At 60.4% G+C, this 20,379-nt stretch carries 24 protein-coding genes and 1 pseudogene; 3 read left to right on the top strand and 22 right to left on the bottom strand.

Going from position 1 to position 20,379, the window contains the following annotated elements:
- Positions 1-1,491 precede the first annotated feature (1,491 nt).
- Complete coding sequence (locus FPB55_RS26155; protein ID WP_178097495.1) at positions 1,492-1,884, top strand: hypothetical protein; 393 nt, start codon at positions 1,492-1,494, stop codon at positions 1,882-1,884.
- A gap of 143 nt (positions 1,885-2,027) precedes the next feature.
- On the opposite strand, the gene FPB55_RS01275 is transcribed toward FPB55_RS26155, so the two are convergent.
- The 20 genes from FPB55_RS01275 to FPB55_RS01190 form a co-directional block, all read right to left on the bottom strand.
- On the bottom strand, positions 2,028-2,456 hold the full coding sequence (locus FPB55_RS01275; protein WP_144187390.1) for a hypothetical protein: 429 nt from the start codon (positions 2,454-2,456) through the stop codon (positions 2,028-2,030).
- Between the two features lie 139 nt (positions 2,457-2,595).
- Positions 2,596-2,772 carry a hypothetical protein gene (locus tag FPB55_RS26150; protein ID WP_178097494.1) on the bottom strand — a complete coding sequence of 59 codons (177 nt, stop codon included), beginning with the start codon at positions 2,770-2,772 and terminating at the stop codon, positions 2,596-2,598.
- A 237-nt stretch (positions 2,773-3,009) separates the two neighbouring features.
- A complete protein-coding gene (locus FPB55_RS01270) occupies positions 3,010-3,465 on the bottom strand; it encodes a hypothetical protein (RefSeq protein ID WP_144187388.1) in 456 nt (151 codons plus the stop codon).
- Positions 3,462-4,061 (bottom strand): tail assembly protein, encoded by a 600-nt coding sequence (locus FPB55_RS01265; protein WP_144187386.1) that lies wholly within the window; start codon positions 4,059-4,061, stop codon positions 3,462-3,464. Before FPB55_RS01265 ends, FPB55_RS01270 begins: the two co-directional genes overlap by 4 nt.
- 71 nt (positions 4,062-4,132) lie before the next feature.
- On the bottom strand, positions 4,133-5,077 hold the full coding sequence (locus FPB55_RS01260) for a hypothetical protein (protein WP_238706613.1): 945 nt from the start codon (positions 5,075-5,077) through the stop codon (positions 4,133-4,135).
- Between the two features lie 3 nt (positions 5,078-5,080).
- Positions 5,081-5,680 (bottom strand): hypothetical protein, encoded by a 600-nt coding sequence (locus FPB55_RS01255; protein ID WP_144187384.1) that lies wholly within the window; start codon positions 5,678-5,680, stop codon positions 5,081-5,083.
- Entirely contained in the window at positions 5,677-5,979 is a 303-nt protein-coding gene (locus FPB55_RS01250; RefSeq protein WP_144187382.1) for a hypothetical protein, read from the bottom strand. The genes FPB55_RS01255 and FPB55_RS01250 overlap by 4 nt, the downstream gene beginning before the upstream one ends.
- Positions 5,980-6,315: 336 nt before the next feature.
- Positions 6,316-8,115 (bottom strand): DUF927 domain-containing protein, encoded by a 1,800-nt coding sequence (locus FPB55_RS01245; protein WP_144187380.1) that lies wholly within the window; start codon positions 8,113-8,115, stop codon positions 6,316-6,318.
- Complete coding sequence (locus FPB55_RS01240; protein ID WP_144187378.1) at positions 8,102-8,992, bottom strand: toprim domain-containing protein; 891 nt, start codon at positions 8,990-8,992, stop codon at positions 8,102-8,104. Before FPB55_RS01240 ends, FPB55_RS01245 begins: the two co-directional genes overlap by 14 nt.
- Positions 8,989-9,216, bottom strand: coding sequence for a hypothetical protein (locus FPB55_RS01235; RefSeq protein ID WP_144187376.1), 228 nt, complete (start codon positions 9,214-9,216; stop codon positions 8,989-8,991). The genes FPB55_RS01240 and FPB55_RS01235 overlap by 4 nt, the downstream gene beginning before the upstream one ends.
- Positions 9,209-9,493, bottom strand: coding sequence for a hypothetical protein (locus FPB55_RS01230; protein ID WP_144187374.1), 285 nt, complete (start codon positions 9,491-9,493; stop codon positions 9,209-9,211). The genes FPB55_RS01235 and FPB55_RS01230 overlap by 8 nt, the downstream gene beginning before the upstream one ends.
- 2 nt (positions 9,494-9,495) lie before the next feature.
- Complete coding sequence (locus FPB55_RS01225) at positions 9,496-10,212, bottom strand: hypothetical protein (RefSeq protein WP_144187372.1); 717 nt, start codon at positions 10,210-10,212, stop codon at positions 9,496-9,498.
- Positions 10,209-10,424, bottom strand: coding sequence for a hypothetical protein (locus FPB55_RS01220; RefSeq protein WP_144187370.1), 216 nt, complete (start codon positions 10,422-10,424; stop codon positions 10,209-10,211). The genes FPB55_RS01225 and FPB55_RS01220 overlap by 4 nt, the downstream gene beginning before the upstream one ends.
- On the bottom strand, positions 10,421-10,720 hold the full coding sequence (locus tag FPB55_RS01215) for a hypothetical protein (RefSeq protein WP_144187368.1): 300 nt from the start codon (positions 10,718-10,720) through the stop codon (positions 10,421-10,423). Before FPB55_RS01215 ends, FPB55_RS01220 begins: the two co-directional genes overlap by 4 nt.
- Positions 10,717-11,049 (bottom strand): hypothetical protein, encoded by a 333-nt coding sequence (locus FPB55_RS26145; protein ID WP_178097493.1) that lies wholly within the window; start codon positions 11,047-11,049, stop codon positions 10,717-10,719. Before FPB55_RS26145 ends, FPB55_RS01215 begins: the two co-directional genes overlap by 4 nt.
- On the bottom strand, positions 11,046-11,204 hold the full coding sequence (locus FPB55_RS26140; RefSeq protein ID WP_178097492.1) for a hypothetical protein: 159 nt from the start codon (positions 11,202-11,204) through the stop codon (positions 11,046-11,048). Before FPB55_RS26140 ends, FPB55_RS26145 begins: the two co-directional genes overlap by 4 nt.
- 317 nt (positions 11,205-11,521) lie before the next feature.
- Positions 11,522-12,037 (bottom strand): Rha family transcriptional regulator, encoded by a 516-nt coding sequence (locus FPB55_RS01205; RefSeq protein WP_238706612.1) that lies wholly within the window; start codon positions 12,035-12,037, stop codon positions 11,522-11,524.
- Positions 12,034-12,387 (bottom strand): hypothetical protein, encoded by a 354-nt coding sequence (locus FPB55_RS01200; RefSeq protein WP_144187366.1) that lies wholly within the window; start codon positions 12,385-12,387, stop codon positions 12,034-12,036. The genes FPB55_RS01205 and FPB55_RS01200 overlap by 4 nt, the downstream gene beginning before the upstream one ends.
- Positions 12,388-12,555 carry a hypothetical protein gene (locus tag FPB55_RS26135; RefSeq protein WP_178097491.1) on the bottom strand — a complete coding sequence of 56 codons (168 nt, stop codon included), beginning with the start codon at positions 12,553-12,555 and terminating at the stop codon, positions 12,388-12,390.
- A 1,309-nt stretch (positions 12,556-13,864) separates the two neighbouring features.
- Entirely contained in the window at positions 13,865-15,313 is a 1,449-nt protein-coding gene (locus tag FPB55_RS01190) for a tyrosine-type recombinase/integrase (protein ID WP_178097490.1), read from the bottom strand.
- A 648-nt stretch (positions 15,314-15,961) separates the two neighbouring features.
- Between FPB55_RS01190 and FPB55_RS01185 the strand changes: the two genes are divergently transcribed.
- Positions 15,962-16,285, top strand: a complete 324-nt coding sequence (locus tag FPB55_RS01185) for a helix-turn-helix transcriptional regulator (RefSeq protein ID WP_009682074.1) — start codon at positions 15,962-15,964, stop codon at positions 16,283-16,285.
- Here FPB55_RS01185 and FPB55_RS01180 read toward each other — a convergent pair.
- A complete protein-coding gene (locus tag FPB55_RS01180) occupies positions 16,282-16,632 on the bottom strand; it encodes a type II toxin-antitoxin system RelE/ParE family toxin (protein ID WP_115293252.1) in 351 nt (116 codons plus the stop codon). The two genes, FPB55_RS01185 and FPB55_RS01180, sit on opposite strands and share 4 nt — an antisense overlap.
- A gap of 203 nt (positions 16,633-16,835) precedes the next feature.
- Between FPB55_RS01180 and FPB55_RS01175 the strand changes: the two are divergent.
- Positions 16,836-17,164 (top strand): annotated as a pseudogene (locus tag FPB55_RS01175) (integrase); the annotation flags it as partial.
- A gap of 833 nt (positions 17,165-17,997) precedes the next feature.
- Here the strand turns inward: FPB55_RS01175 and FPB55_RS01160 are convergent.
- Positions 17,998-20,295: a TonB-dependent siderophore receptor gene (locus FPB55_RS01160; protein WP_009684777.1), complete on the bottom strand. Its 2,298-nt coding sequence runs from the start codon at positions 20,293-20,295 to the stop codon at positions 17,998-18,000.
- Positions 20,296-20,379 lie beyond the last annotated feature (84 nt).

The raw sequence follows: 20,379 nt of genomic DNA, 5'->3' as shown, positions 1-20,379 counted from the left end.
TTTGCAGGCCCGGCATGTCAGGTTTTGTCAGGTTCTGAACCGCCCGATTTCTCTTGACGAGCACACTTGGAAATTCTTGACGGTCTCCGCTCCCACAGGTCAATCGGATACGGCGCCAGCCCTTGCACAGCAAGGCTTACAGCCAATTCTGCTCAAGCGCCAGCGGCTGAATCCGTAAAGGCCCTGTCAAGAATTCCGTCAAGGCCTGTCAAGAATTTCGCCGCCTCTGGCCATTCTGGACGAGTAGACGCCGGTCGATGGTGGCCAGCCTCCCGCGCATCAGGAAATTCACCGCTCCTACGGCATTACACCTGCTGGTGCTGGCGCTGATCCGTCCAGAGCCTGTCCAGAATTCGGGCTTCGGCATTAGACGGGACTGTCCGCGGCAGCCCATCACGCATTGGCCCAGGCCAGGCCCGGCAGGTGAGCCAGCGAATGGGGCCACAGACCACCGTCTATCGCCGTCTAGTGCCGGTCTAGTTCCCTCCAGCGATTCTGGACGAGCTTACGGCCGGAGCAGCCCGCCACCAGACTGGCAGTCCAGCCATCACGCGCCATAGCGCCAGCACTACCACGCAAAGCCTGCGCCGATCCGTCCAAAGCGGTCCAAAATCCGTCAGGGGTCTGTCAGGGGTACGACCCTCTACTTTGACGGCCTCCAGCACCGGGAAGACCTCAGACGCCCGGCCACAGGGGCCACTGCCATCTGCCCGGTCCGTGCTCCGTCAAAGCGTGGTCAAAGAGGCGCCCAGCACCACCGACAATGTGAGACGGCGCCGGCCACCAGCTTTACCTGCACGGCCTGGCGCAGGGCGTTAAACGCCCATGCCATGCTGGTTCCGTCTCATGCCTGTCTCATATGCGATTAAGGCTAGGCACAGAGCTCAGGCGGCGCATACACGCAAAAACAATATTCTTTGCACGAAATGCATGTTTTATGCGAAAAACTACAATATCATGAGAGCTCATCCATTTTCTTGCAGGTAGCTACATGGCTTTCAGAGCAGACGAAGCGGCACGCCTCCGGTATGAAGAGGCGTCGAGGTATCTGGTATCCAGGGAGATTTGCGTCAATCCGTATGAGGCGGCGCGTAGCCGGGAGAGGCTGGCGGAAATCGTTGATGAGTTAGGGCCTGTCATTGACGAATACCCCTCGTGGCACCCATTGGTATCCAACCACGAGTCATCCGATCGCCTATGGGCCAGGCGGCCAAGCGATCGGTGCGGTTATGCAGGGCTTGATCATAATGTCTATTTGGCTAATGGCTTCATCACTTGCCCGTACCGGGAGCCTCAGAAAGTCATTGATGCCGTGAACAAGCTGCCGCGACACCAAGCGGCTCTCATAAGAGCTGAACACCTTGACGTTCAGTTCTACCAGCCTAACGCCCACCCAGTATTGGTTAGGTGTGACTGGGGCATAGACCTTGAGAACGGCATGATTCCCCTGTCGGTTGCCATGCCACTGTTTCTGGAGAAAGAAGTCCCTACGTGGAGATCTTCGCAGGTGGCAGAAAACTGGGAGACCATGCGCCCGTACATCTTAGGCTCACCATATGGGCGCAGATCATCGCTTTTCGTAGGTCAGGAAACCGGCCAAGCGATGAAAAAGGTGTGGGAAGCTCTCGTCAGCTCAGGGATGTTCGGGCCAATCTACCAATGACCCACAATCAGGTTCGCTCCATGGGGCGAACCCGGTATGCGAACCATCCGCCCACGCTGGCCACACCTGCACACGGGAACCTGAGAAACCTGAGAAACCTGAGATCGGATCGGATGGTGCTGGACAGCGAGCATTGTGGTTTTCATGTGGCCATTCACTGCGGCATGGTGGTCACCGGAAACCGCAATACCCTGGAAACCAGAGTGGAAACCACCGCCTGACAACCTCAACATTTCTCAACAGGCAGGCCGCCAAGGTTCGCACGGAAGGTTCGCGCATAGGGGTTGCGAACTTGTAGTGCGAACCACCGGTGCGAACTGGTCCGCTAAACATTGTGGAATGCTTACGTGGCCGCAGACCAAACTCAAGCGGGATAGCTCGCATACACCTTCGTACCGACATAGCAGAAAAACGAAATCAGCATCGTGATGTTACGCATCCGGTACATCGTTTTCGTGCGAGCGGCCCAACGATCAGCAGGTTCTCTCGCAAGCATCCTTGAGGTGAGATCGTTTAGCATCCCCATCTCGATCCGGTGCAAATAGGTCGAGTTTGCATTTGTTGTGGTGATCGTAGCCTCGATGCGGAGAAACCCGAAAACGGCGCTCAGTGCCATTACGAGTAGCGTGACCAGGTACATCGTGGACACGTTGAGACCTAGAGGCCCAAAAGGCATCGTCTGAGCGAGGTACGCGCAAGCCGCCATCGAAGCGCCCAGAACAAACCGATCGAAGTTTGCAGTTTCGGTGCTCGCGCTTTGGTGAAGCTGAACACTCCTTTCATCCGAACTCATTTTTCAGCGTCCTTGACTGGTTACTGACGGTGATTACTTACGTGGCGATCATGCAGATCGTCGATCTAGTCTCGCTGAGACGGTTTGGTCTGTCTCGCGCCACGATTTCATGAGGTCGCATTTCGTGGCGCGGAATCAGTCACAGGCAGCTCTTCGTCGACTCCAGCGCCGTTGCTCTACCAGCACCAAAATCCATGTACCAGCGCTGGTAGAACTTCACATCGCTGCCGCTGGCGGACTTGGTGATCTGCAAAATCTCGTTGGTGCCCATATCGTCACCACTGAGCAGGCGGTAACCGCTTTCGGTTTCAGCCAACGTAGCCCCTGGGCGACTCTCCTGCCACTGAGGGAAGACGCACAGAGCGTATGCCTTGGGCTGCTTGGCTGTCTGAGCAGAATAGGTCGGGCCCTTCTGAACCAGTTCGCCGGGGGAATAACAGCCCGCGACACTGAGGGCAAGAGTTGCGATTATGGATAGGCCGGTAGAGCGCATGGTTCAGTCATCCGTTACTCAAGAAACGGAAAAGCTAACATGCGCCCGACCAAAGCCCAATCAGTGACGACGCTCTCCGAGCATCTCAGCGCCAGCGGCAACAGCGAACGAATGCCGCCAGCTCTCCACAACGTCGCCCTTGGCACTTGGAGACAGCCCCGTCAGGTAGACGACCGCAGGATGATGACCACCAACGGTGCTAATCAGATCTCGCGTACTCACGCCATGGTCGCTGCAGAAATCTGCAAAAGCTTGGTTCGCTGCGGCGATCTGATCAAGACATTCCAGCTTAGCGGGGCCATCCATAGCTGAGCTCGCGAAGTTCAATGCCAGGCCGCGCATCTCGCACTCGAAAAGCTGGGCCACACGACATAGCATTCTCGTCGTGTTGAGAAACTCCAGGCTTGCGACTTCCACATGCTCTGTGGGGCAGTTATCTATCAACTGGCGGACCTGGGCGTGATCTTTTTGAGCGATGGCCTTAATCGTGTGGGCGATCCTTTCACGTACGTTCATACCTTGTCCTCCGCAACAATTGAGGCCGAAATGATCGCTCCTCCCCAGCGACGTTCGCCGATGCAGATTGGTACGGGGTTACCGCTGGCGGTGGTGTTTTTAGCTGAGCCGAATGCATATGACGGCAGGTTTTCGGGGGCCCCACTCTGGGACAGCCCACCGGCTTGAGGACTTAGCATCTGGATTACGCCGCCGGCCGTAGACCCAATGCCCGCAGCAAGAAATGCCGCCTGAGATCCTGGTGCGACAAAAAAAGATGCGATGATGAGCACTACCCCAATGACGGTTTGCAGAACCCCTGCCCGTTTGCTGCCTTGAATCACGGGTAAGAACCACAGCTCCCGAGCGCCGCCCAGGTCTAGTTCATCCTGTCCGATATTTTTGCCGTTCTTGAATAACGCGAACCTAAGTCCTCGACTTTCAGCATCGGCCACGTCCTGTGCAAAGCCCGGATAGTTCACGTCAATAGCCTTGACCGCCTCCTTGGGGTCGCCCCGGTCCAGCAGGAAACTCTGTTCCTTGAAGTATTTTTTCCGGAGAAAGCCCCCGAGACGCACTTTCGTCCGGGGTGTGTAATGAGCTGCTGTAGCTGCCATGAGTAAACTCCTGGGTGCGCCGCTGGCGCTTGTTGTGGGCAGATGCCCGGTGGTGTGATCGATCGAGCTGGTCACCCGATCAAGTTGCAAAGAATTGCCTCTGACTCGGCCATGTCATCGCGCTGGCTGGCGACCAGGTAGCGGAACACAGCCAGACCCTCTGCCTTGTCTCGGGGCCGGATCTGCGCCAGCAGGCCGAACACAAACCAGTCCCGCGCCGTCGCCTCTGGAGGCCCGTCGCTGGCGTCCCGGTCCACGGCGTTGCGCAGCCGGTAGAGCTGGTCCCAGTAGCCCAGCTCGTACAGGCAATCCGCCAAGGTGTGGGGTAGCAGCTCAGGGTGGGCGTTGAACCGGGCGGCTACCTGGCCCTTGTCGAAGTCACCGAGGTGGCCGGTAGCCTCCAGCCCGCGTAACGCTGCGATACAGAACGATTCCGCCTCGGTGTCGGCCAGCAGGGCATCACCGAAGCGGGCGGCGCCTTCCAGACGTAGCCGGTGCTGCTCGATGGCCCGCGTGGCCAGCGCATCCAGGTCAGCGAATCCGAACGACGACATGGCGGCGAATGGGTGGCCAGGGTTTGTGGCCACCAGGTAATCCCGGTACCGCTTCTCCAGCACATCAAGCGACGTCATGATCTTCTTGGCGCCCTCCATGGCACGGTCGATCAGCGCAGCCTGGCCGGTGCCGATGATCGAGCGCAGCCAGAGCACCGCATCCACTTCCTTGTCGCCGGTGACGATCTCCTGCGGCGGCAGCTCGGGCACGCTCGGCAGGGTCTCGGTGCTGGCGCTGATCGGTGGCAGAGTGAACAGGGCGTGATGTTGCTCGTTGTCGCGGAAAGCCCCGGAGCGTGAAACCAAGGTCTTCACCGTTCCCAGCGGCAGGCCGGTGATCTCGGCCACCTCACGCAGCGAGTGACGGCGGCGCAGGTCCAGCACCTGCCGACGCTGCTCGTTTGAAACCCGCTGTTTCGTCTTCGCGGCTGAATCCGCCTGTTTCATTGCTGGCGCGGTCATGGCTCACACCACCCTCAGTTTCGGCGGCAGCTTCGGCCCGAACGGCGCCCCAGGTGCGAATGGGTCAGGCAGCACGCCATCGGGGCAGTCCCTGATGAAGTCCGCCATAGCCGCGTGGCAGGCGTTGAACAGCGGCGCGTCATTCCACTTCTGCGCCCGGCGTTCTGCGCTGTCCTCCAGCGCATGGGTGAACACCAGGCATTCCAAGCTGGTGGAGCCATCCCGCCTGGCTTGCTCGCGCTCCACGGTGTTCACGCTCAGCAGGTCGCACAGGCGCTCGAACCCCAGGGCCTGGGCCAGCCCGTCATGGTCGAACAAGAGCGATTGGCCGAAGCCCGCAAGCGCCACCAGCGCTTTGGCGCGCTCAACCGATCGGTGCGTCTGCGCCTGCTCCTCCAGATCGGCAATGGCCTGGCGGGTGAACGGCAGGAACGCTTTCAGCTTGCCCGCCTGGCGGCGCATGGCACGTCGCTCAGCGTGGATCGCATCGAGGTTGCGGCTGATGTTGCGGCAGATGCGCCGGGTGGTGATGAGTTGCGTGCTGGCGCTAATACCCGGCTTCGAGGCGATATCGCACAGGCGCATGGTCGGTGTGAGCGTCATGGGTGAGCCTCCATGGGCGTGGTGTCGTAGGCGGTGCGCAGCTCGGCGCCGACCAGGCAATGGCGACCACCAGGCGCATAGCAGCCCCGGCAGGTCATCACATGGCTGATGTACCGGTCGCGGGCCTGGCGCCATTCAGGCGTGGCATTGGCGGCGTTGGCGTATGGGCTGGGTGGCAATTGGGCAGGCTCGACCAGCACCAGGCGCGGACGATCCGGGGGGCGTTTCGCCATGGGTGGTTTGCCAGCACCAGCAACGTTCGGCGGCGTGTGATTGAGCAGGTCGGAAAGGAGGCTCATGGCGACACCTCACACGGATTCCCGTAACGCCCAAATGTGTCTGTGAAAAAAAATCGGGGGAACGGGGGAACGCGGGGAACACCCAGTGTTTCCGGGGCCTCCAGCGGGGGTACGTGTTCCCCACCCGAAAAACGGGGGAACAGTGATAACCAAACAGAAGGGTCAGAAATGGCGCTTATATTCAAAAACATGTTTGTGTTCCCCCTGTTCCCCAACACTTCAATAAGGGGGAACGGCTACAGGCCGCGTATTTGCTGGCTGTTCCCCCGTTCCCCCTGTTCCCCACGTTTTTAGGTTCCTGTGAATTCGGGCAATGGCGTTGGGTGGTAATGACGGTCATAGGCCACCGCCTTCGCTATCCATGGCGTCGGGGTCGATCACATACAGCCGGGCAGACCCACCAGCAGGCAGGCGGTACTTCTTGGTCCTACGGCTGTCCCGGTCGGTATCGTGCTTGGCGAGAGCGCCAGCGCCCTCCAGCGCCTTCACGACACGCGCCAGCCCGTGCCCATGGGCGGCCTCTGTCAGTGCGGACTTGTTGAACAGGTACAGGCGCTTGGTGCCCACCACCTCCCAGTACCCGGCGCGGTTGAACACCTTGGTGTCCGGCGTCTGGTCTTCCACGTCCGAGAACCGGCTGCTGCCGTGCTTGTCGATGAAGTCGAGGATGCCGGCCAGGATCTGGCGGTCTTCGGCATTGCCACCGCCCACCCGACTCAGCCACTCGCCGTACAGCAGTTGGCAGTCGGCAAGAGCGGTGCCCGGCGTCCAGGGCAACAGGTCGTAGGCAATGGCCATTTCGCCCGCCAGCGCGATCACCGCGAAGCGATCGGCGACCCGCCCGGCCTGGGCGTTGTCCTCGACGAATTGGGCGCGGGTACCGGCGAAGTCCTCAAGCAGACCGGGGCGGTCATCGCTGGCCAGCAGCTTCTCCACGAATGCCGGCCCGATGTGCCCGTGGTTCGCTCCCACGGCCACAGTGAGCTGGCGGTGGAAGTCGGCGCCTTCCAGGCCGTGCAATTCATCGAAGGCGCGGTGCGTGCGGGTACCGGCGTTCACGTCGACCATGCGCAGCTCAGCGCCAGCATGGGCGGCGTTACCGCTGATGGCCGCGTGCTCGGATAGGGAGCGCTCGCCGCTGGAAAGCGCCAGCAGGCGCCAGCTTAGTTTGCCGCGGGCCTCCCGGTCACGGGTCATGGTGCCCTTGCCCTGGCCGTTGGCGAGCGAGTAGGCCATCTCCTGTACGCGCTTGGGGTCGGCCCGCTTGATCTCGTCCAGGGGCAGCATGGTGTCGTTACGGCTGGACGCCTCGATCTCCAAACCGCCCTTGGTCATGTCCCACGATGCGGCGAAGATGCCGGGATCGCCCCATACGGACGAGCCGATCAGTTGCGCCAACGACTTGCCGCTGGAGCTGTCGCCCACCAGGTGAACACCGCCACCCAGCACACCCACCAGGCTCAGCAGCGGGCCAGCGAGGGCGCAGCCGATGGCCAAGGTCAGTACCGGGTTACCCTCGCACTTGGCCGCCACCTCGGCCTTCCAGCCGTCGAGGCTGCCGCGCACGCTGAATAGGTTCTGCCCCTTGGCGCTGGCCTGATAGCGCACCTTGTCGCTGCCGATGGTGCGCCCAGGCAGCACGAACGCGCCCGACTCATGCCAGCCGGGGCGGCAGGTGGTGGCGAACACTTCTGCAGGGCGCTGGTCCAGCAGGTACTCCATGAACTGGCCGCGCTTCTTCAAGGCGATGATGACGCCCATGCCGAACAGCGTCCGCCTGGCGTCCTCGCCGCTCCCGCCGAACACCTCCATGGGAATGATCCATTCCTTGGGGCCGCTGTCGGTGAGCAGGCGCAGAAACCGGCCTTCGCTGCCGTCATCGCTGTTGGTGGTGCGAGCGGCGACGGTCACGGGCGTGGCGATCCACTCGTCAGTGATCGGGCGGTCGGCCTTATCGTCGTCGCTGTCATCGTCGCCGGCGCTGCGCTTGAACCCGTGCCAGTACACGCCGGGCTTGAGCCTGCGGCCCTTCTCATTGGTTACCCAGTGCTCGTATACGCCCCAGCACGGACGATCAGGCTCGACCTTGGGCGCTTCGGGGCGCAGGTTGATGACGTTGGTATCAGGCGGGCGCATGGCGGCACCTCCAGGCGGCGAGGTCGTTGAAGTCGGAAAGGGTCAGCGGTGCGTCGGCTGGCCACTCGGGGAAGGTCACCAGGCCGCCACATGCGGCTGCGGCGTCATGAGCGGCTGTGCGCCCCGGGTTGCCCTTGCCTTCGGCCTCGGTTTCGCGGTCGTCGTCGCCGGCGATGATGATTTCGGTGCCAAGGTGGTCGGCCCGTAGCGCCAGCGCCACCGCTTTCAGGTTCCCGGCGTTCATCGCGCAGGCGACCGTGTAGCCGCTCTGGTGGAGCGTGGCACCCGTCGCCCAGCCTTCGCAGATGCATAGAGGCTTGCCCGGCGTGATGCGCCCCAGCGGTGAATAGGCGCCCTTGATCCGCCCGCCATACAGAAAGCGCTTGGCGCCGTCCGGGGCGATCCGTTGCAGGTTCACCAGCACACCACCGGCGTATAGAGGGATCAGCAGGTCGTCACCACGCTGGCGCAAGCCGTGGGCACGAATGCACTTGGCGACCAGGTAGGGGTGGGCCGGGTCAGCCCGGCGAGCGTCACGCCACCAACGCTGCGCCAGACCGGCCGCTCTGAGCTGGCGCCGCTGACGTTCGGCCTCCCGCTGGCGCCGAGCCTGCTCGATGCGCTGGCGCACCTGCTCGGCTTCGCGGGCGTCGACCGGCTCACGGCTACACCAGGTGCTGGTGCCGCCTGTCTTCCAGCTCCCGAACGCGCCCGAGGCAATGCCATCAGCAAACAGGCAGTACCAGCCATTGAGCGTGCCGGGCTTGTCGCCGGGGACGTGGAAACGGTGAATTTCGCCATCGTCCAAGGGCAGCCAATCGAGCGGACCATAGGCAGACTGGAGCACATCACGGAAAAGGATCGTCGCGTCGGTCATGCGGCCCCCTGTGGCGGCGTGAATCGCTTGGCCAGCCTTTCCAGTTGGTTGGTCAGCCGCTCCAACTCGGGGCAGTGACGGCCTGCGTCACCCTCGGCAATGCGCAGTTCCAGAAAGCCCACCAGGGTTTCCACCAGCAGCGCATAGCTGGCGCTGTCGATGTAGGAGCCAGCAGTCGGCGGACCGCCGGCACCCTTGCGGCGAATCGGCGTGACCTTACTCATGGCTCACCCCCATGGCGCCAGCGAAAGTCCGGCAGACCTGGCCGTTGTTCACCGCGTGCCAGTAGGTCAGCTCGTCCAACGACTCAACGAGGCAGGCCGTCACCGCCGCATCAGCGCTACGCAAAACTACGCGCCCGCACTCGGCGTCGGCCTGGCTCAGGAAAGGCCCAAGCAAGGCCCGTTCGACCTTCGGATGGCTCACGTAAAACAGCTCGATGGCTTTCTTCTGGCAAGCCGATCCCCTCAGCGCAGCGAGGCGCTGTTGAAAACTGGTCATTTTTAACCCCTCAGTCTGGAGTCGCGGCGATAAACGCGGCGGTGGTTTCGGGTGTGTTCAATCAGCGCTGGGGAGACGTGCGGCCCGACGAATGCGGCCAGTTCCTCAGTTTTCAGCATCGAGGCAGGCACATAGGCGTACTGGCCGACCGGCAATGCCCTGGGCTTTCTGCGCTTACGGGGTAGGTGCCTTTGCAACAGATCCAAGTCATCGGCCATTGCCTCCTGCATGCGCTTACCCGTCTCGCTCAGCGGCAGCGGCTCGCCGGGCCGCACCTGCTCCCACGCATAACGGTCTGCCAGCATCTCGTTCACGCGGTACATCACCTTGTGGCACTGGTCACCTACCACCTGATCGGGCGCGAGGATCAAGTCCCAGAGCGAGAAGTTGTCGAGGTGGTGGCCAATCTCGTGGTGCAAGACGAATGGATAAATCTCGCTGTCATCCAGCGCCGACCAGTCGATTTCCGGACGAGTAGCGCTGCGGAAACGGCCCGCATTGATGCTGGTAGCCAGTTTGATAGCAACCCGCTCGTCACGCTGGGCTTGATCGCTCAATGCGTCACGAACGATTGGCTGCGCCCAGCAGCTGTATTCGCCCCAGATGCCACCAAGCTCAGTGAAGGTGGCGATCGTCAAAGCCAGGCCGCTCTCCTTGGCCAGCTCCGCGAAACAACGATATTGAGTGCGGGTGATGCGCAGAGTGGTATCAGTCTTCACAGATCACCCCCTTGCTCATCAATCATGCCGTCCAGCATTTCGGCCCAGGCCATGGCGGTGTGCTGCGCCATCACAGCGGTGACGCGAGCGACAATGACAGGCGTGGCCGGGGAGGCGATCAACGCCAATGCCATGCTCAGCAGCACCAGCACGCCCTGTACGTCGCGCAGATCGTCTTGAGTGTCGTCGGGCACGTGAATAACGGAGGTCATACAAGGCCTCCATCAGCAGCGGGCTGGCCAACGACACCATGCGAGGCGCCGAGATGGCGGTGGCGCCAGCAGTAGTTGCCGCTGAACGATTGGATCTGCTCAAGATGCCTAGCAATGTCACTGGCCATTTTATTTTCATAGCCGCCCATAGCCGGAATCACGAACGTCAGCAGTATTTCTTCCAGCTTGCGATGTTCCTCCCTGGCGTAATTCATTTGGGACATTTCGAGGGCATCTAACACCGCCTCGGGCAGCACCTCGCCTTCAAGGATCGCAACACTTGGGAGACGGTTCATTGGGCGCCTCCTACTTGGGCTACGGCCTTGAAATGCTCCACCAGCGCAGTGCCTGGGCGCGGCTGGCGCTGGCATTTCTCCAGCGCGGCGGAGACTTCATCCGAGACGCGCAAAGCATGATCCAGGCCCGCCAAAGAACCGCGGCAACGTCCTTGGATGCTGATCGATGCGGACGGGAAATCAGCGCCCACGATGGCCGCGATATCCGTAGCAATGCCGCACCCGATCACCGGGGGAATGCGGAACACTTCTTGGCCTGGCATGGTGATCACGACCTGAGATTGGATGAAGCCCTGTACAGCCTCGGCGGGCTGCTGAACGCAAGTCACTGGGCACCGCCTTGCCCTTCCAGGGCGCGGGCGATTTCGGCGTGATGGTTGTAGCGGGCGAGACGGACAGACAGGGAAGAGTTTGCGCGAAGTGCGGCCAGGGCCAGGCGCCGGTGGGCGTATGCGCGGATTTTGGACGGACTGAGGGCGTGCATGGGTCGAGCTCCTTGATTTGAGGAGCTGCCACTGATCGTCGCCAAACGATTTAGGGTGGCAGCTGTACGCAGGTTGGCGAACCGGGAATCAAGGAACCCGGCAGACCCGAAGGTCTCCCGCGCACAGCCGCCATAACACGGGACTGCGGGCACAAAAAAAGCGCCTGCAATCGTGATAGGGGCGCTTATGCGCCTTGATTTCGTCGGGTCGCCAAACCCGGTCACTGAATTTGCAGCGACCGGCGAACCATACCGAGCATCACGATTGCCTGCAACCAGAAATATCGACCGAACGTCGCTGTTCTTGAGCGCCAGCGTCATTGGCCACCCCCTTCCAGATCGAGCGGGAGCTTCAGTTGCTCCCGCAAGTGAGCGACGTGCTGATACGCGCCTGGCTTGTCGTAGCGCCAGTGGGCCAAGCGACGGCCGCAATCGCTGGCCTGCTGTTGGCGAGCCTCCAGTGCCTGGCGGGCATACCCATACCGGGCTTCGCGGAATGCCATGATGAGGTCGGCTTTCAGACCAACCACGCGGTCACTGTTGCGCGACAGCGCCAGCAGGAAGAACGCTTGATCCTCATTCAGCAGGGCGAAGCGTTCCGGCCTACCCCCAGTAGTCCCAGCCAAGGGTTTCTCCGTTTGAAACGGAACAACCCCGAACTCCTCGAACTTGGCCAGGTAGCGCTCGATCAGCGCCATGGAGTTTTTGTGCTTGTTCTCCAACTGTTCAGCCAGCAGGCGGCTATCTACGCGTGGCTCACCGTTGTACTGGGTCAGAGTAATGGGTGGCTTCTCGTTGGCAGGCTCTGCCGGTGGCATGGTCGTCTTTTTCATGCCGCCACCCGCTGGCGCTGCTTCAATGGCGAACACAGCATCTCCAGCACCGCGCTGGCGCGGCGGCGTTCGCCGGCAGGAAGGGTGTACCGGGTCACGGTGCAAGGCTCGCCCCAGTGATTCGGCACGCGCTCAAGCTGGCGCTGGAACTTCAGGCCGTAGCCGTTGGCCAAGCTGCTGATGGTCGAGTGCAAGCAGTGGTCGCCCAGGCGCTCGGCCTCGAAGCGGATCAGGCTACCGCTATTCAACATGTGCTCCAGCACCCGGGCGATCTTGCTCGGTGGCTTGATGGTGGCCATATCGCCTTGCGACTGGCTGCGTTTCTCTTCGGAGATCGTGGCCTTCTTCATTTAGGCCACCTCGCTTTCGGAGCTGGCGCCTGGGTTGACCACTACAACACCCCAGGCAATCCAGGCACTGAGCACCAAAACTTTTAAGGGTACAGGAAGGGATAGAACCGCTTTTTCCAGGCCAGCCGATCCCCGCCCCGCAGTCACGCAGAGTTGATTGTTCATCATGGGTTAGGCCTCCTGGCTACGCAGGAAAGACTCCACAGACTCGGGCTCCCAACGAACAGAGCGACCGAAACGGATAGGGGTAGGGAAACCGGGAGTTTTGGACCAGCGCCACCAGGTGGAGCGGCTGACTTGGTATTTGGCGCAGAGCTGGGCTGCGGTAGCGCGAGTGCCGGGGATCGGCAGGCGAGGTGTGTCGGCGTTGCTGGTGGCAATTTGAGCCATGATCGATTTCTCCTGATGGGGAAAAACCGAGAGGATCGACCTGCGAGTCATCGGAAAACATGCACCTGTATAGAGCCCCAGTGTTGCGCAATATTCCCGTTGGTACTACAGTCCGCCCGTGACTCAGTTAGGCGCAATGCGCCTAACTGAGTCACATAGAAGCCCTGGAAACGCTTCTCCCCTCGGGGTTGTGTACTAGCCAAGCTGGTATGCAAAGGACGGTGGAACGTCCTTACCCGTATAGACCCCCGGTAGTGGAATACCGGGGGTTTTTCTTTGGCTGCAATTCCAGCATTCGACGGCCAGCATCCGTGATCGATTATTTATCAGTCGAGAGCTGAACGTCTCAGGCGTGATCGCATAGTAGCGTCAAGATTTAGGGGTAGCAACCGGGAAAATGCGAGATGCCTGTGGATAATTTTCCTGTTCCTAAAATTTGCGTCTCACGCAACTAAAGCCCCATATGTCTCACCATGTCCCACCAAATACCACTGAATCCCTCCTGAGCACTCTGGAGCACCCTGGAGCACTCAGATCCCACGAACGTTCAGGGGGACCATCGTCAGCGGCAACCATTCGTCAGAAAGCCTGAAACCCCCAGTTTTACTGGGCCCTGAGCAGGACCTTTTGAGGGCCTCATGCGGGACTGCGTAGAAAATCCCGCCAGCTAGGCCAGATCCCATTGACGGTACGAAAACCGATTTCCTTGTTCCACTGGAAGAATGAAATAGACTCCGCGCCACAAAAACGTGAATTACGATTTCGTGGCGCGCACGCTCTTTTCCCACATACAGAACTGCCCAGCCGGCAAGTAACAACGCTGCGTATTACTCTACGCTGCTTATTTACCGTTATTCGCTGTTATTCCCTGTTATGCACTGTTTCTAGCTAGTTTCGGCAGGGTTTGCGGAAGTGAAAATGGCGGCAGGCCTCGCCCATCGGGGAATCGTAGGCGGACTGGGATCGAAGGGACTCATGGGCCAGGTGACTGCCAGGCCGAGCAGTGCCGATGCGCTCGGTAGATAGAAGATGGCGGAGTGAGGGTGCTCGGTTTTAGCGGCTAAATTTGACCCGCTGGCCTTGGGCCTTAGGGCGTCGATCCCGCTGCCTTCTTTTTCCGGCGCGAAATTGAAAGCACATTGCCATCACTCTCCTTAACTTCTCCTAGGGCAACTGCCAATCCATGTTCAAACAGCTCCATAGCCCGGCGCTTCTCTGGCAATGCGGCCTCTGGGTTGTTCCGGTAGTGCTTCGATACCACTCCCGTCTGGCCATGCGCCTGCAAAAGGTCCGACAGCCGATCATCGATGCCCCGCCTCTGCATTAGCTGGGTGCAAGTACGGCGCAGGTCCCTTGGCGAAAAGGACGGTATCCGCACTCCGTCAACCGCGGCGTGCTTGGAATCCATCCAGTCAGCTATTGCATGAGTCGGGCTACTGATAACGAATGGCTGCTTACCATGGGTTGTCCAAGGCCACTGATGGTCGCCGCTGATCTCACGCACGCGCAGCATGAGGGAAATGGCCCGATCTGAGAGGGGGACAAGATGCGGTCGACTCATGGTCTGCCCACCCCTGCCTTTCCGATGAACCAGCAGGACTGTACCTGCCTCTAGGTCGTAGTCAGCCCAGGTGGTGTCGATGATGTTCTTGATACGTTGGCCGCCAGTGGCGATCACGAACTTGAACAGCAGCGCCATCACGGGACCGACGCCCTCTGTACTCTCAATCGTCTGCCAAAAGTGCCTCAGCTCCGCATCCGACAGCGCTCGCTCGACAGGGGCCGAAACCTTCTCGACCCTCACCATCGCGGCCGGATTGATTTCCAGGCTGTACACCTTCGCATTGGCGCGCCCTACGACGCTCTCCACTGTTAAGCCATGATTGAAGGCAGCGACCAGAAACGAACGCATTCGGTCGGCCTGAACCTTGGAGCCACGCTCCCAGATCGGATTGAGGATGCTCAAAATATGCTCTGACCGAATGTCCCGGGCCTTCATTTGCATGATCTCGGGATGAGGCGTCTCCAAGTTGGCCTTGAATAAGCGCTCAAGCTCTTTTACAACGCCTGGAGTCGCTTTGGCGCGACGTGACTCGACGTAATCCAGGAACAGATCATGGAAGCTGCCGCGGGCTGCGTCTATTTCGGCCAGGCGTATGCGCTCCCGCCTCTCCGCCTCCGCCAATGCCTCCGCGTTCTCACGCTCGATTTCAGCCGCAGCCTTCTGAGCGGCAACGCAATCCAGATACTTGGCTAGGCCGCCCACAGCTGATGCCTCAACCGAAATACGCATTGCCTCGGTACGGATGCTATCCAGGGTCTGCTCACCTGTGCCAACACGCGGCTTCTTGGAAAGTATCCCCAGAGCCAGCCGCTTGTCGCTGTCGGGTGTGCGCTCTCGGTAATAGGCCTGGATTGCGCCTGACGCTTTGCGCTCAAGCAGCAGGGTGCCCTTTCCACGCGAGCCCACCGGTTCCGACTGTCTCGTTTTGACCGCGTAGGCCTCCATTTCAGTCATGCGCGTGCGCTTAGCCATTTTTCCCCGTTTCCTCCACGTTTTCCCCGTTCGCTCCCCGTTTCTCATGCAAAGGTACGCTATCGGGTGAAACATAGAAAGACAACGATCAGGCTGAAAGCCTCATAAAACCTAGATGCGGCGATATTTCCTACAACTCAGTGACCACTCAAAAAGCCTCAGAGCAAACGGCTTGTAATCAGTAGGTCCCGGGTTCGATTCCTGGTGCCGGCACCATACGCAGTACTCAAAAGGCTCACCGCAAGGTGGGCCTTTTTTGTTTCCAGCCCACGCCCCAGAGCGCCGCTCAACTCGCTTGATGCAGGAGCAACTGTCTTTCTCAAAATTTGAAAAGCCTGTGCGATTCATTGTGGGAGCGGGCTTGCCCGCGAAGCAGGCGACGCGGCGTCTGGCACCCTCTCCGCCGGTGCTAGCGGGCCGCTCCTTCGGGCGGTGTGTATCGGGCGGTGCCGAGCCGCAGATATGTGCCCACCACCCACCAATGTAGGACCCTTGCCTCGCGATGGGCTGCGCAGCATCCCCAGCAATCTCAAGTGGCGCATTCTCTGACCATCAAGAAAAGTCCCCACACACAAACGCTTTGACTTGCCCATCGAGCCCACCTAAGATTTTATCGTAAATTTTAGATATTTCTGCTGAGGCAAGCCCATGCCGCTTCAATTCCACGAAAGCCCCTTCCACGCCACCCACGATGCAGAAACGGCCAGCAAAATGGCCTTAAAAATGGACCTTTCCATCTTCATTACCGACTGCATCAAAAAAATGGGCCTCAAACAACACGAGGCGGCCGCCAGGCTGAACGTAACCCAGTCCCGGGTATCCGAGTTGGCTAATGGCAAAATCGAGAAATTCACTTTGGACGCCATGATGGACATGCTGGACAAGCTTGGCTTTCGCACAAGCCTGAACCTTCCCACAGACGATGGCAGTTCACCTCCCCAGATCGTGATCACTCAAGCGCCGGGCGGCTAAATCCTGTACCCCATCTTGCGCAACTCGTGCTTGAGCTCCTTCATACGCTCTTGGGCGACCTGCATCGCGTGCCGGTCGGACCTGTTGGTCGTTTTTACGAACGAATGCAGCACGACGACCATGTCCGCGAACTTGGCCACATACACGCATCGGAATGCCGGGCTGCCGTTTATGATGAGCTCGATCGCCCCCGCCCCTACTGATTCCGTCAATGACTTGAACGGCCGAACAGGGTCCTGGCCATACTGAATGCGCCGCAGGTCCTTGCCGAAATCGTCCTGAACGTCCTTGGGCAGTTCTTTGTACTCACGCTCCGCGGCTGCACTTACAAAGGCAAATTTTTTCAATGGTCTACCCACGGCGAGATAGTGAGTTTGGGGGGCGGCATCGTTGCCAGAGGGAGGGGAATTTAGCGCAGTCGCTTGCAGTTGGTGGGAATAGAAATGTTGCGCGGTTTAAGCTTGAAATATCGTGTTGCGTCCCACCTGCTGAAACGAGTTCGATCTGTAACTCGGCAACTTGAGGTGGCCTGAATGTGGCGTTCGTACAGGATGCCAAACTGTGAAAACGATTTCCGCGAACCGGGTGAATGCGGCATACGGGGCGATGGACTACGACACCTAAGTGGATATCTGCGGCCACGGGTTCCGAGCCATGGCGTGCAGTGCGCTGGTCGAGTCCGGGCTGTGGGAGAAGGCTATCGAACGGCAGATGAGCCACAAGGAACGCAACAACGTGCGCGCCGCCTATACCCACAAGGTCGAGTTCCTCGAAAAGCGCCGGATGATCATGACCTGGTGGAGCCGGTTTCTGGGGGCGAACCGCGAGGACCATGTGACGCCGCATGAGTTTGCCAAGCAGACAGGCGAGAACGTCACGAGTAAAACTCAAAATCCCCAACCTTCACGCACCATAATGAGAGACGCAAAGATCTCTCGTTACCTTAAACGGACGGCTATATATCAAACGATAGCTTTAGAGATATTTCGATTAACCACTACAAATAAATCATAGATTTTCAATGGCATATATTAATATTCGACTCCTGGTGCCGCACCATACGCAGTACTCAAAAGGCTCACCGCAAGGTGGGCCTTTTTTGTTTCCAGCCCACGCCCCAGAGCCCCGCTCAACTCGCTTGATGCAGGAGCAACTGTCTTTCTCAAAATTTGAAAAGCCTGTGCGATTTATTGTGGGAGCGGGCTTGCCCGCGAAGCAGGCGACGCGGTGTCTGGCACCGGCTGCGCCGGTGTTCGCGGGCACGCCCGCTCCCACAGGAACCGTGTAATCGTCGAGTCCTGCATTTTGGCTGTTGATCTACGCCCTCTTCGGCTGAGGCAACACCAGATCCAGCCAAGGCTCGCCATTCCTGAGCATGGCATTTAGTCGCACCAGGAAGATCCGCATGCAGGCCACGATAGCGACCTTGGCAAGCCGGGCTTCAAGCCGCCCCCCCTGAAATAGAGCGTTTGCCTACGGATTTTCCTCTGTCGTGGTTGAAGCTCTCATAGAACGATACATAACTGCTTGATTTAGCAGGGCCCTTGTGGGAGCGGGCGCGCCCGCGAACACCGGCGTAGCCGGTGCCAGCCACAGCGTTGGATTCTTCGCGGGCACGCCCGCTCCCACACCGGCCGCGTCGCGCTTACGAATTGAGTTCTCTGCGCGACAGCGCAACTCGTAGGGCTGCGACGCAAGGCCGCCCCTGCATGTCAGAAGGCAGTGCTTACCGTCAGCGACAGGTTGCGCGGGTCACCGTAGATGCCGCCGGCATAGAACCCGTACTGGGTGTAGTAGTGCTTGTCGAACAGGTTGTTGGCGTTGAGGGTAACGCTGGTGGCATCGGTCACCTGATACTTGGCCATGGCGTTCCAGATGGCATAACCCGACCAGTTCACATCGGTTGCACCGCTGCTCACGCCGTTGACCGGCTGGCCTGCAGGGCTGGAAATAGCGCGGATGTTGCTCTGCGCTGTTACACCGGCACCTACGGTCAAGCGGTCGAGCGGGCCGCTCAGGCGGTAGGTGGTGGAGGCTTTGAACAGGTGCGACGGGTCGCTGCGGCCGTCGCTGTCGACACGGCGGAAGTGCAGGTAGGTGTAGCCGGCGTACACGTTCCATTCAGGCGTCAACGCGCCTGCCACTTCCAGGTCGATACCGTCGGTTTCCACACCCGAGCCGGCCTTATAGGCGCTGGCACCGGTCGGGGTGGTCAGGTCGCCATCGAGCACGGCTTTGTTTTCCTGCTTGGTGCGGAAGTACGCTGCCGAGGCGTTCAGGCGGCCGTCGAACCATTCACCCTTGATACCCGTTTCATAGCTTTGCCCACGAATCGGCTCGACTTTGCTGCCGCTCACGGTTTCCGATGTTTGCGGGGTGAAGATGTCGGTGTAGCTGGCGTACAGCGAGTAGGTGTCGTTGAGGTCGTACACCGCGCCCAGGTATGGGGTGACGATGCCGTTCTCTTCCTGGCTGCTGCGCTCGCCGGCCACGCTACGGGTCACCGACGCGTAGTTGCTGGTGCGCACGCCGACAATCACCGACAGCGGGTCGGTAATGCTCAGGCGGGTAGCGGCGTACATGCCCTGCAAGCGCGTGGTGGTCTTGCTGTGCAGGCCGGTGCGCGAGGCGATGAGGCCGTAGTCGTCATCCACGCCGTTGTGCCAGTCGGTGACCGGGAAACCGTTGTTGGCGCGGAACTGGCACCCCAACGCCGGTGCACTGGCCATGCCGTCGCCCACCATGGTGCAGGTGTACTGCGGCGACCAACCCACGGTGCGGCTGTCGTTATAGCCCACCATGGCCTGGTGGGTGCGGCCGAACAGCTGGAATGGGCCAGACAGGTCGATCTGCGCCGATTGCTGGGTGGTGTCGGTGGAGCTGTGCAGGCCGTTCAGTACGGCGCCGCTGCCATCCTGGTCCCAGTAGCCGCCATAGGTGCCGCGCCCTGCCGAGTTGACCTTGGCCAAACCGCGGTGGTTGAGGGCTTCGGTGGTGGCCTGGGAGGCCTTCAGGTCCAGCGTCCAGTCGTTGTCGAAGCGGTGCTGCAACGAGCCGAAAGCGGTGCGGGTGGTGTACTCGCCAAAGCTCCAGCTAGGCACCACGTTGGTGCTGCGTGGCAGGTCGGTCTTGCTGCCGTCGCGGTACCACAGCGGAATGTTCGCGCCCCAGCCGCCACCCACCACCTTGTTGTATTCGTACTGGTAGCCGGCACCGAGGGTGGTGGCGTCGTCCAGGTCAAATTCGAAATTGGCCAGCGCCGCGCGGGAGCGGTCGGACTGGTTGTCGCGGAACGAGTTGGCGTCCTGCTGGGTCATCACGAAACGCGAGCGCAGGCGCCCGTCCTCGGACAGCGGCAGGTTGAGGTCGGCACCCAGGCGGCGTTTGTCCCAGCTGCCGTAGGTGGCGTAGGCGCTACCGCCAAAGGTCTTGGTCGGCGCCTTGCGGATCAGGTTGACGGTGGCCGAAGGGTCACCGGTGCCGCCAAGCAGGCCGTTGGCCCCGCGCACGATGTCGATGCGCTCGTACAGGTCCATGTTCAGGGCATTGCCGCTGCCGCTGAAGTCAGAACCGCCTTGGGTCTGCAGGCCATCGACCTTCCAGTTGCTGATCGAATAGCCACGGGCGCGGTAATCGGTACGCCCGCCCACTTCGGACTTGTTGGCCGTTACCCCTGGGGTGGTTTCCAGGGCCTGTTCGATGGTGTGGATGCCACGGTCTTCCATCTGCTGGCGGGTGATGGTGGTGACTGACTGCGGGGTCTGCCGTGGCGTCAGGTTCAGGCCGGTGGAGCTGCGGGTGCTCTCGACGGTGTAACCCAGCTGGCCTGCAGCGTCGGCGGGCAGCAGCGCGCTGTCTTCGATTTGCGTGGCGTCCAGCTCCAGGGGTTGGCTGTCGGCGGCCATGGCACCACCACTGATGGCCACGGCAATGCAGAAGGCCAGCGGCTTGAGGCGGTTGCCGTTTGCAAGGGTGGGGGTGAGCGCGTTCGGAATGCTGTAGGGATTCATTTGGGAAGGCTTCGTATTTGCAGATGATTTTTTGTTAGGATTCTAGGGATCGGCCCTCCCGGCGCCAGACCCGACATGTACGGG

The organism is Pseudomonas sp. BJP69 (assembly GCF_007633355.1).
GTDB classification, from domain to species: domain Bacteria; phylum Pseudomonadota; class Gammaproteobacteria; order Pseudomonadales; family Pseudomonadaceae; genus Aquipseudomonas; species Aquipseudomonas juntendi.
The sequence above is the reverse complement of the archived record's forward strand: the minus strand, read 5'-3'. Positions and strand labels throughout refer to the sequence as shown.

Excerpts from the sequence above, each read along its gene's own strand:
- FPB55_RS01275 (WP_144187390.1), bottom strand. The coding sequence starts at position 2,456 with ATGAGTTCGGATGAAAGGAGTGTTCAGCTTCACCAAAGCGCGAGCACC.
- FPB55_RS01270 (WP_144187388.1), bottom strand. The coding sequence starts at position 3,465 with ATGAACGTACGTGAAAGGATCGCCCACACGATTAAGGCCATCGCTCAA.
- FPB55_RS01265 (WP_144187386.1), bottom strand. The coding sequence starts at position 4,061 with ATGGCAGCTACAGCAGCTCATTACACACCCCGGACGAAAGTGCGTCTC.
- FPB55_RS01260 (WP_238706613.1), bottom strand. The coding sequence starts at position 5,077 with ATGACCGCGCCAGCAATGAAACAGGCGGATTCAGCCGCGAAGACGAAA.
- FPB55_RS01255 (WP_144187384.1), bottom strand. The coding sequence starts at position 5,680 with ATGACGCTCACACCGACCATGCGCCTGTGCGATATCGCCTCGAAGCCG.
- FPB55_RS01250 (WP_144187382.1), bottom strand. The coding sequence starts at position 5,979 with ATGAGCCTCCTTTCCGACCTGCTCAATCACACGCCGCCGAACGTTGCT.
- FPB55_RS01245 (WP_144187380.1), bottom strand. The coding sequence starts at position 8,115 with ATGCGCCCGCCTGATACCAACGTCATCAACCTGCGCCCCGAAGCGCCC.
- FPB55_RS01240 (WP_144187378.1), bottom strand. The coding sequence starts at position 8,992 with ATGACCGACGCGACGATCCTTTTCCGTGATGTGCTCCAGTCTGCCTAT.
- FPB55_RS01235 (WP_144187376.1), bottom strand. The coding sequence starts at position 9,216 with ATGAGTAAGGTCACGCCGATTCGCCGCAAGGGTGCCGGCGGTCCGCCG.
- FPB55_RS01230 (WP_144187374.1), bottom strand. The coding sequence starts at position 9,493 with ATGACCAGTTTTCAACAGCGCCTCGCTGCGCTGAGGGGATCGGCTTGC.
- FPB55_RS01220 (WP_144187370.1), bottom strand. The coding sequence starts at position 10,424 with ATGACCTCCGTTATTCACGTGCCCGACGACACTCAAGACGATCTGCGC.
- FPB55_RS01215 (WP_144187368.1), bottom strand. The coding sequence starts at position 10,720 with ATGAACCGTCTCCCAAGTGTTGCGATCCTTGAAGGCGAGGTGCTGCCC.
- FPB55_RS26140 (WP_178097492.1), bottom strand. The coding sequence starts at position 11,204 with ATGCACGCCCTCAGTCCGTCCAAAATCCGCGCATACGCCCACCGGCGC.
- FPB55_RS01205 (WP_238706612.1), bottom strand. The coding sequence starts at position 12,037 with ATGAAAAAGACGACCATGCCACCGGCAGAGCCTGCCAACGAGAAGCCA.
- FPB55_RS01200 (WP_144187366.1), bottom strand. The coding sequence starts at position 12,387 with ATGAAGAAGGCCACGATCTCCGAAGAGAAACGCAGCCAGTCGCAAGGC.
- FPB55_RS26135 (WP_178097491.1), bottom strand. The coding sequence starts at position 12,555 with ATGATGAACAATCAACTCTGCGTGACTGCGGGGCGGGGATCGGCTGGC.
- FPB55_RS01190 (WP_178097490.1), bottom strand. The coding sequence starts at position 15,313 with ATGGCTAAGCGCACGCGCATGACTGAAATGGAGGCCTACGCGGTCAAA.
- FPB55_RS01185 (WP_009682074.1), top strand. The coding sequence starts at position 15,962 with ATGCCGCTTCAATTCCACGAAAGCCCCTTCCACGCCACCCACGATGCA.
- FPB55_RS01160 (WP_009684777.1), bottom strand. The coding sequence starts at position 20,295 with ATGAATCCCTACAGCATTCCGAACGCGCTCACCCCCACCCTTGCAAAC.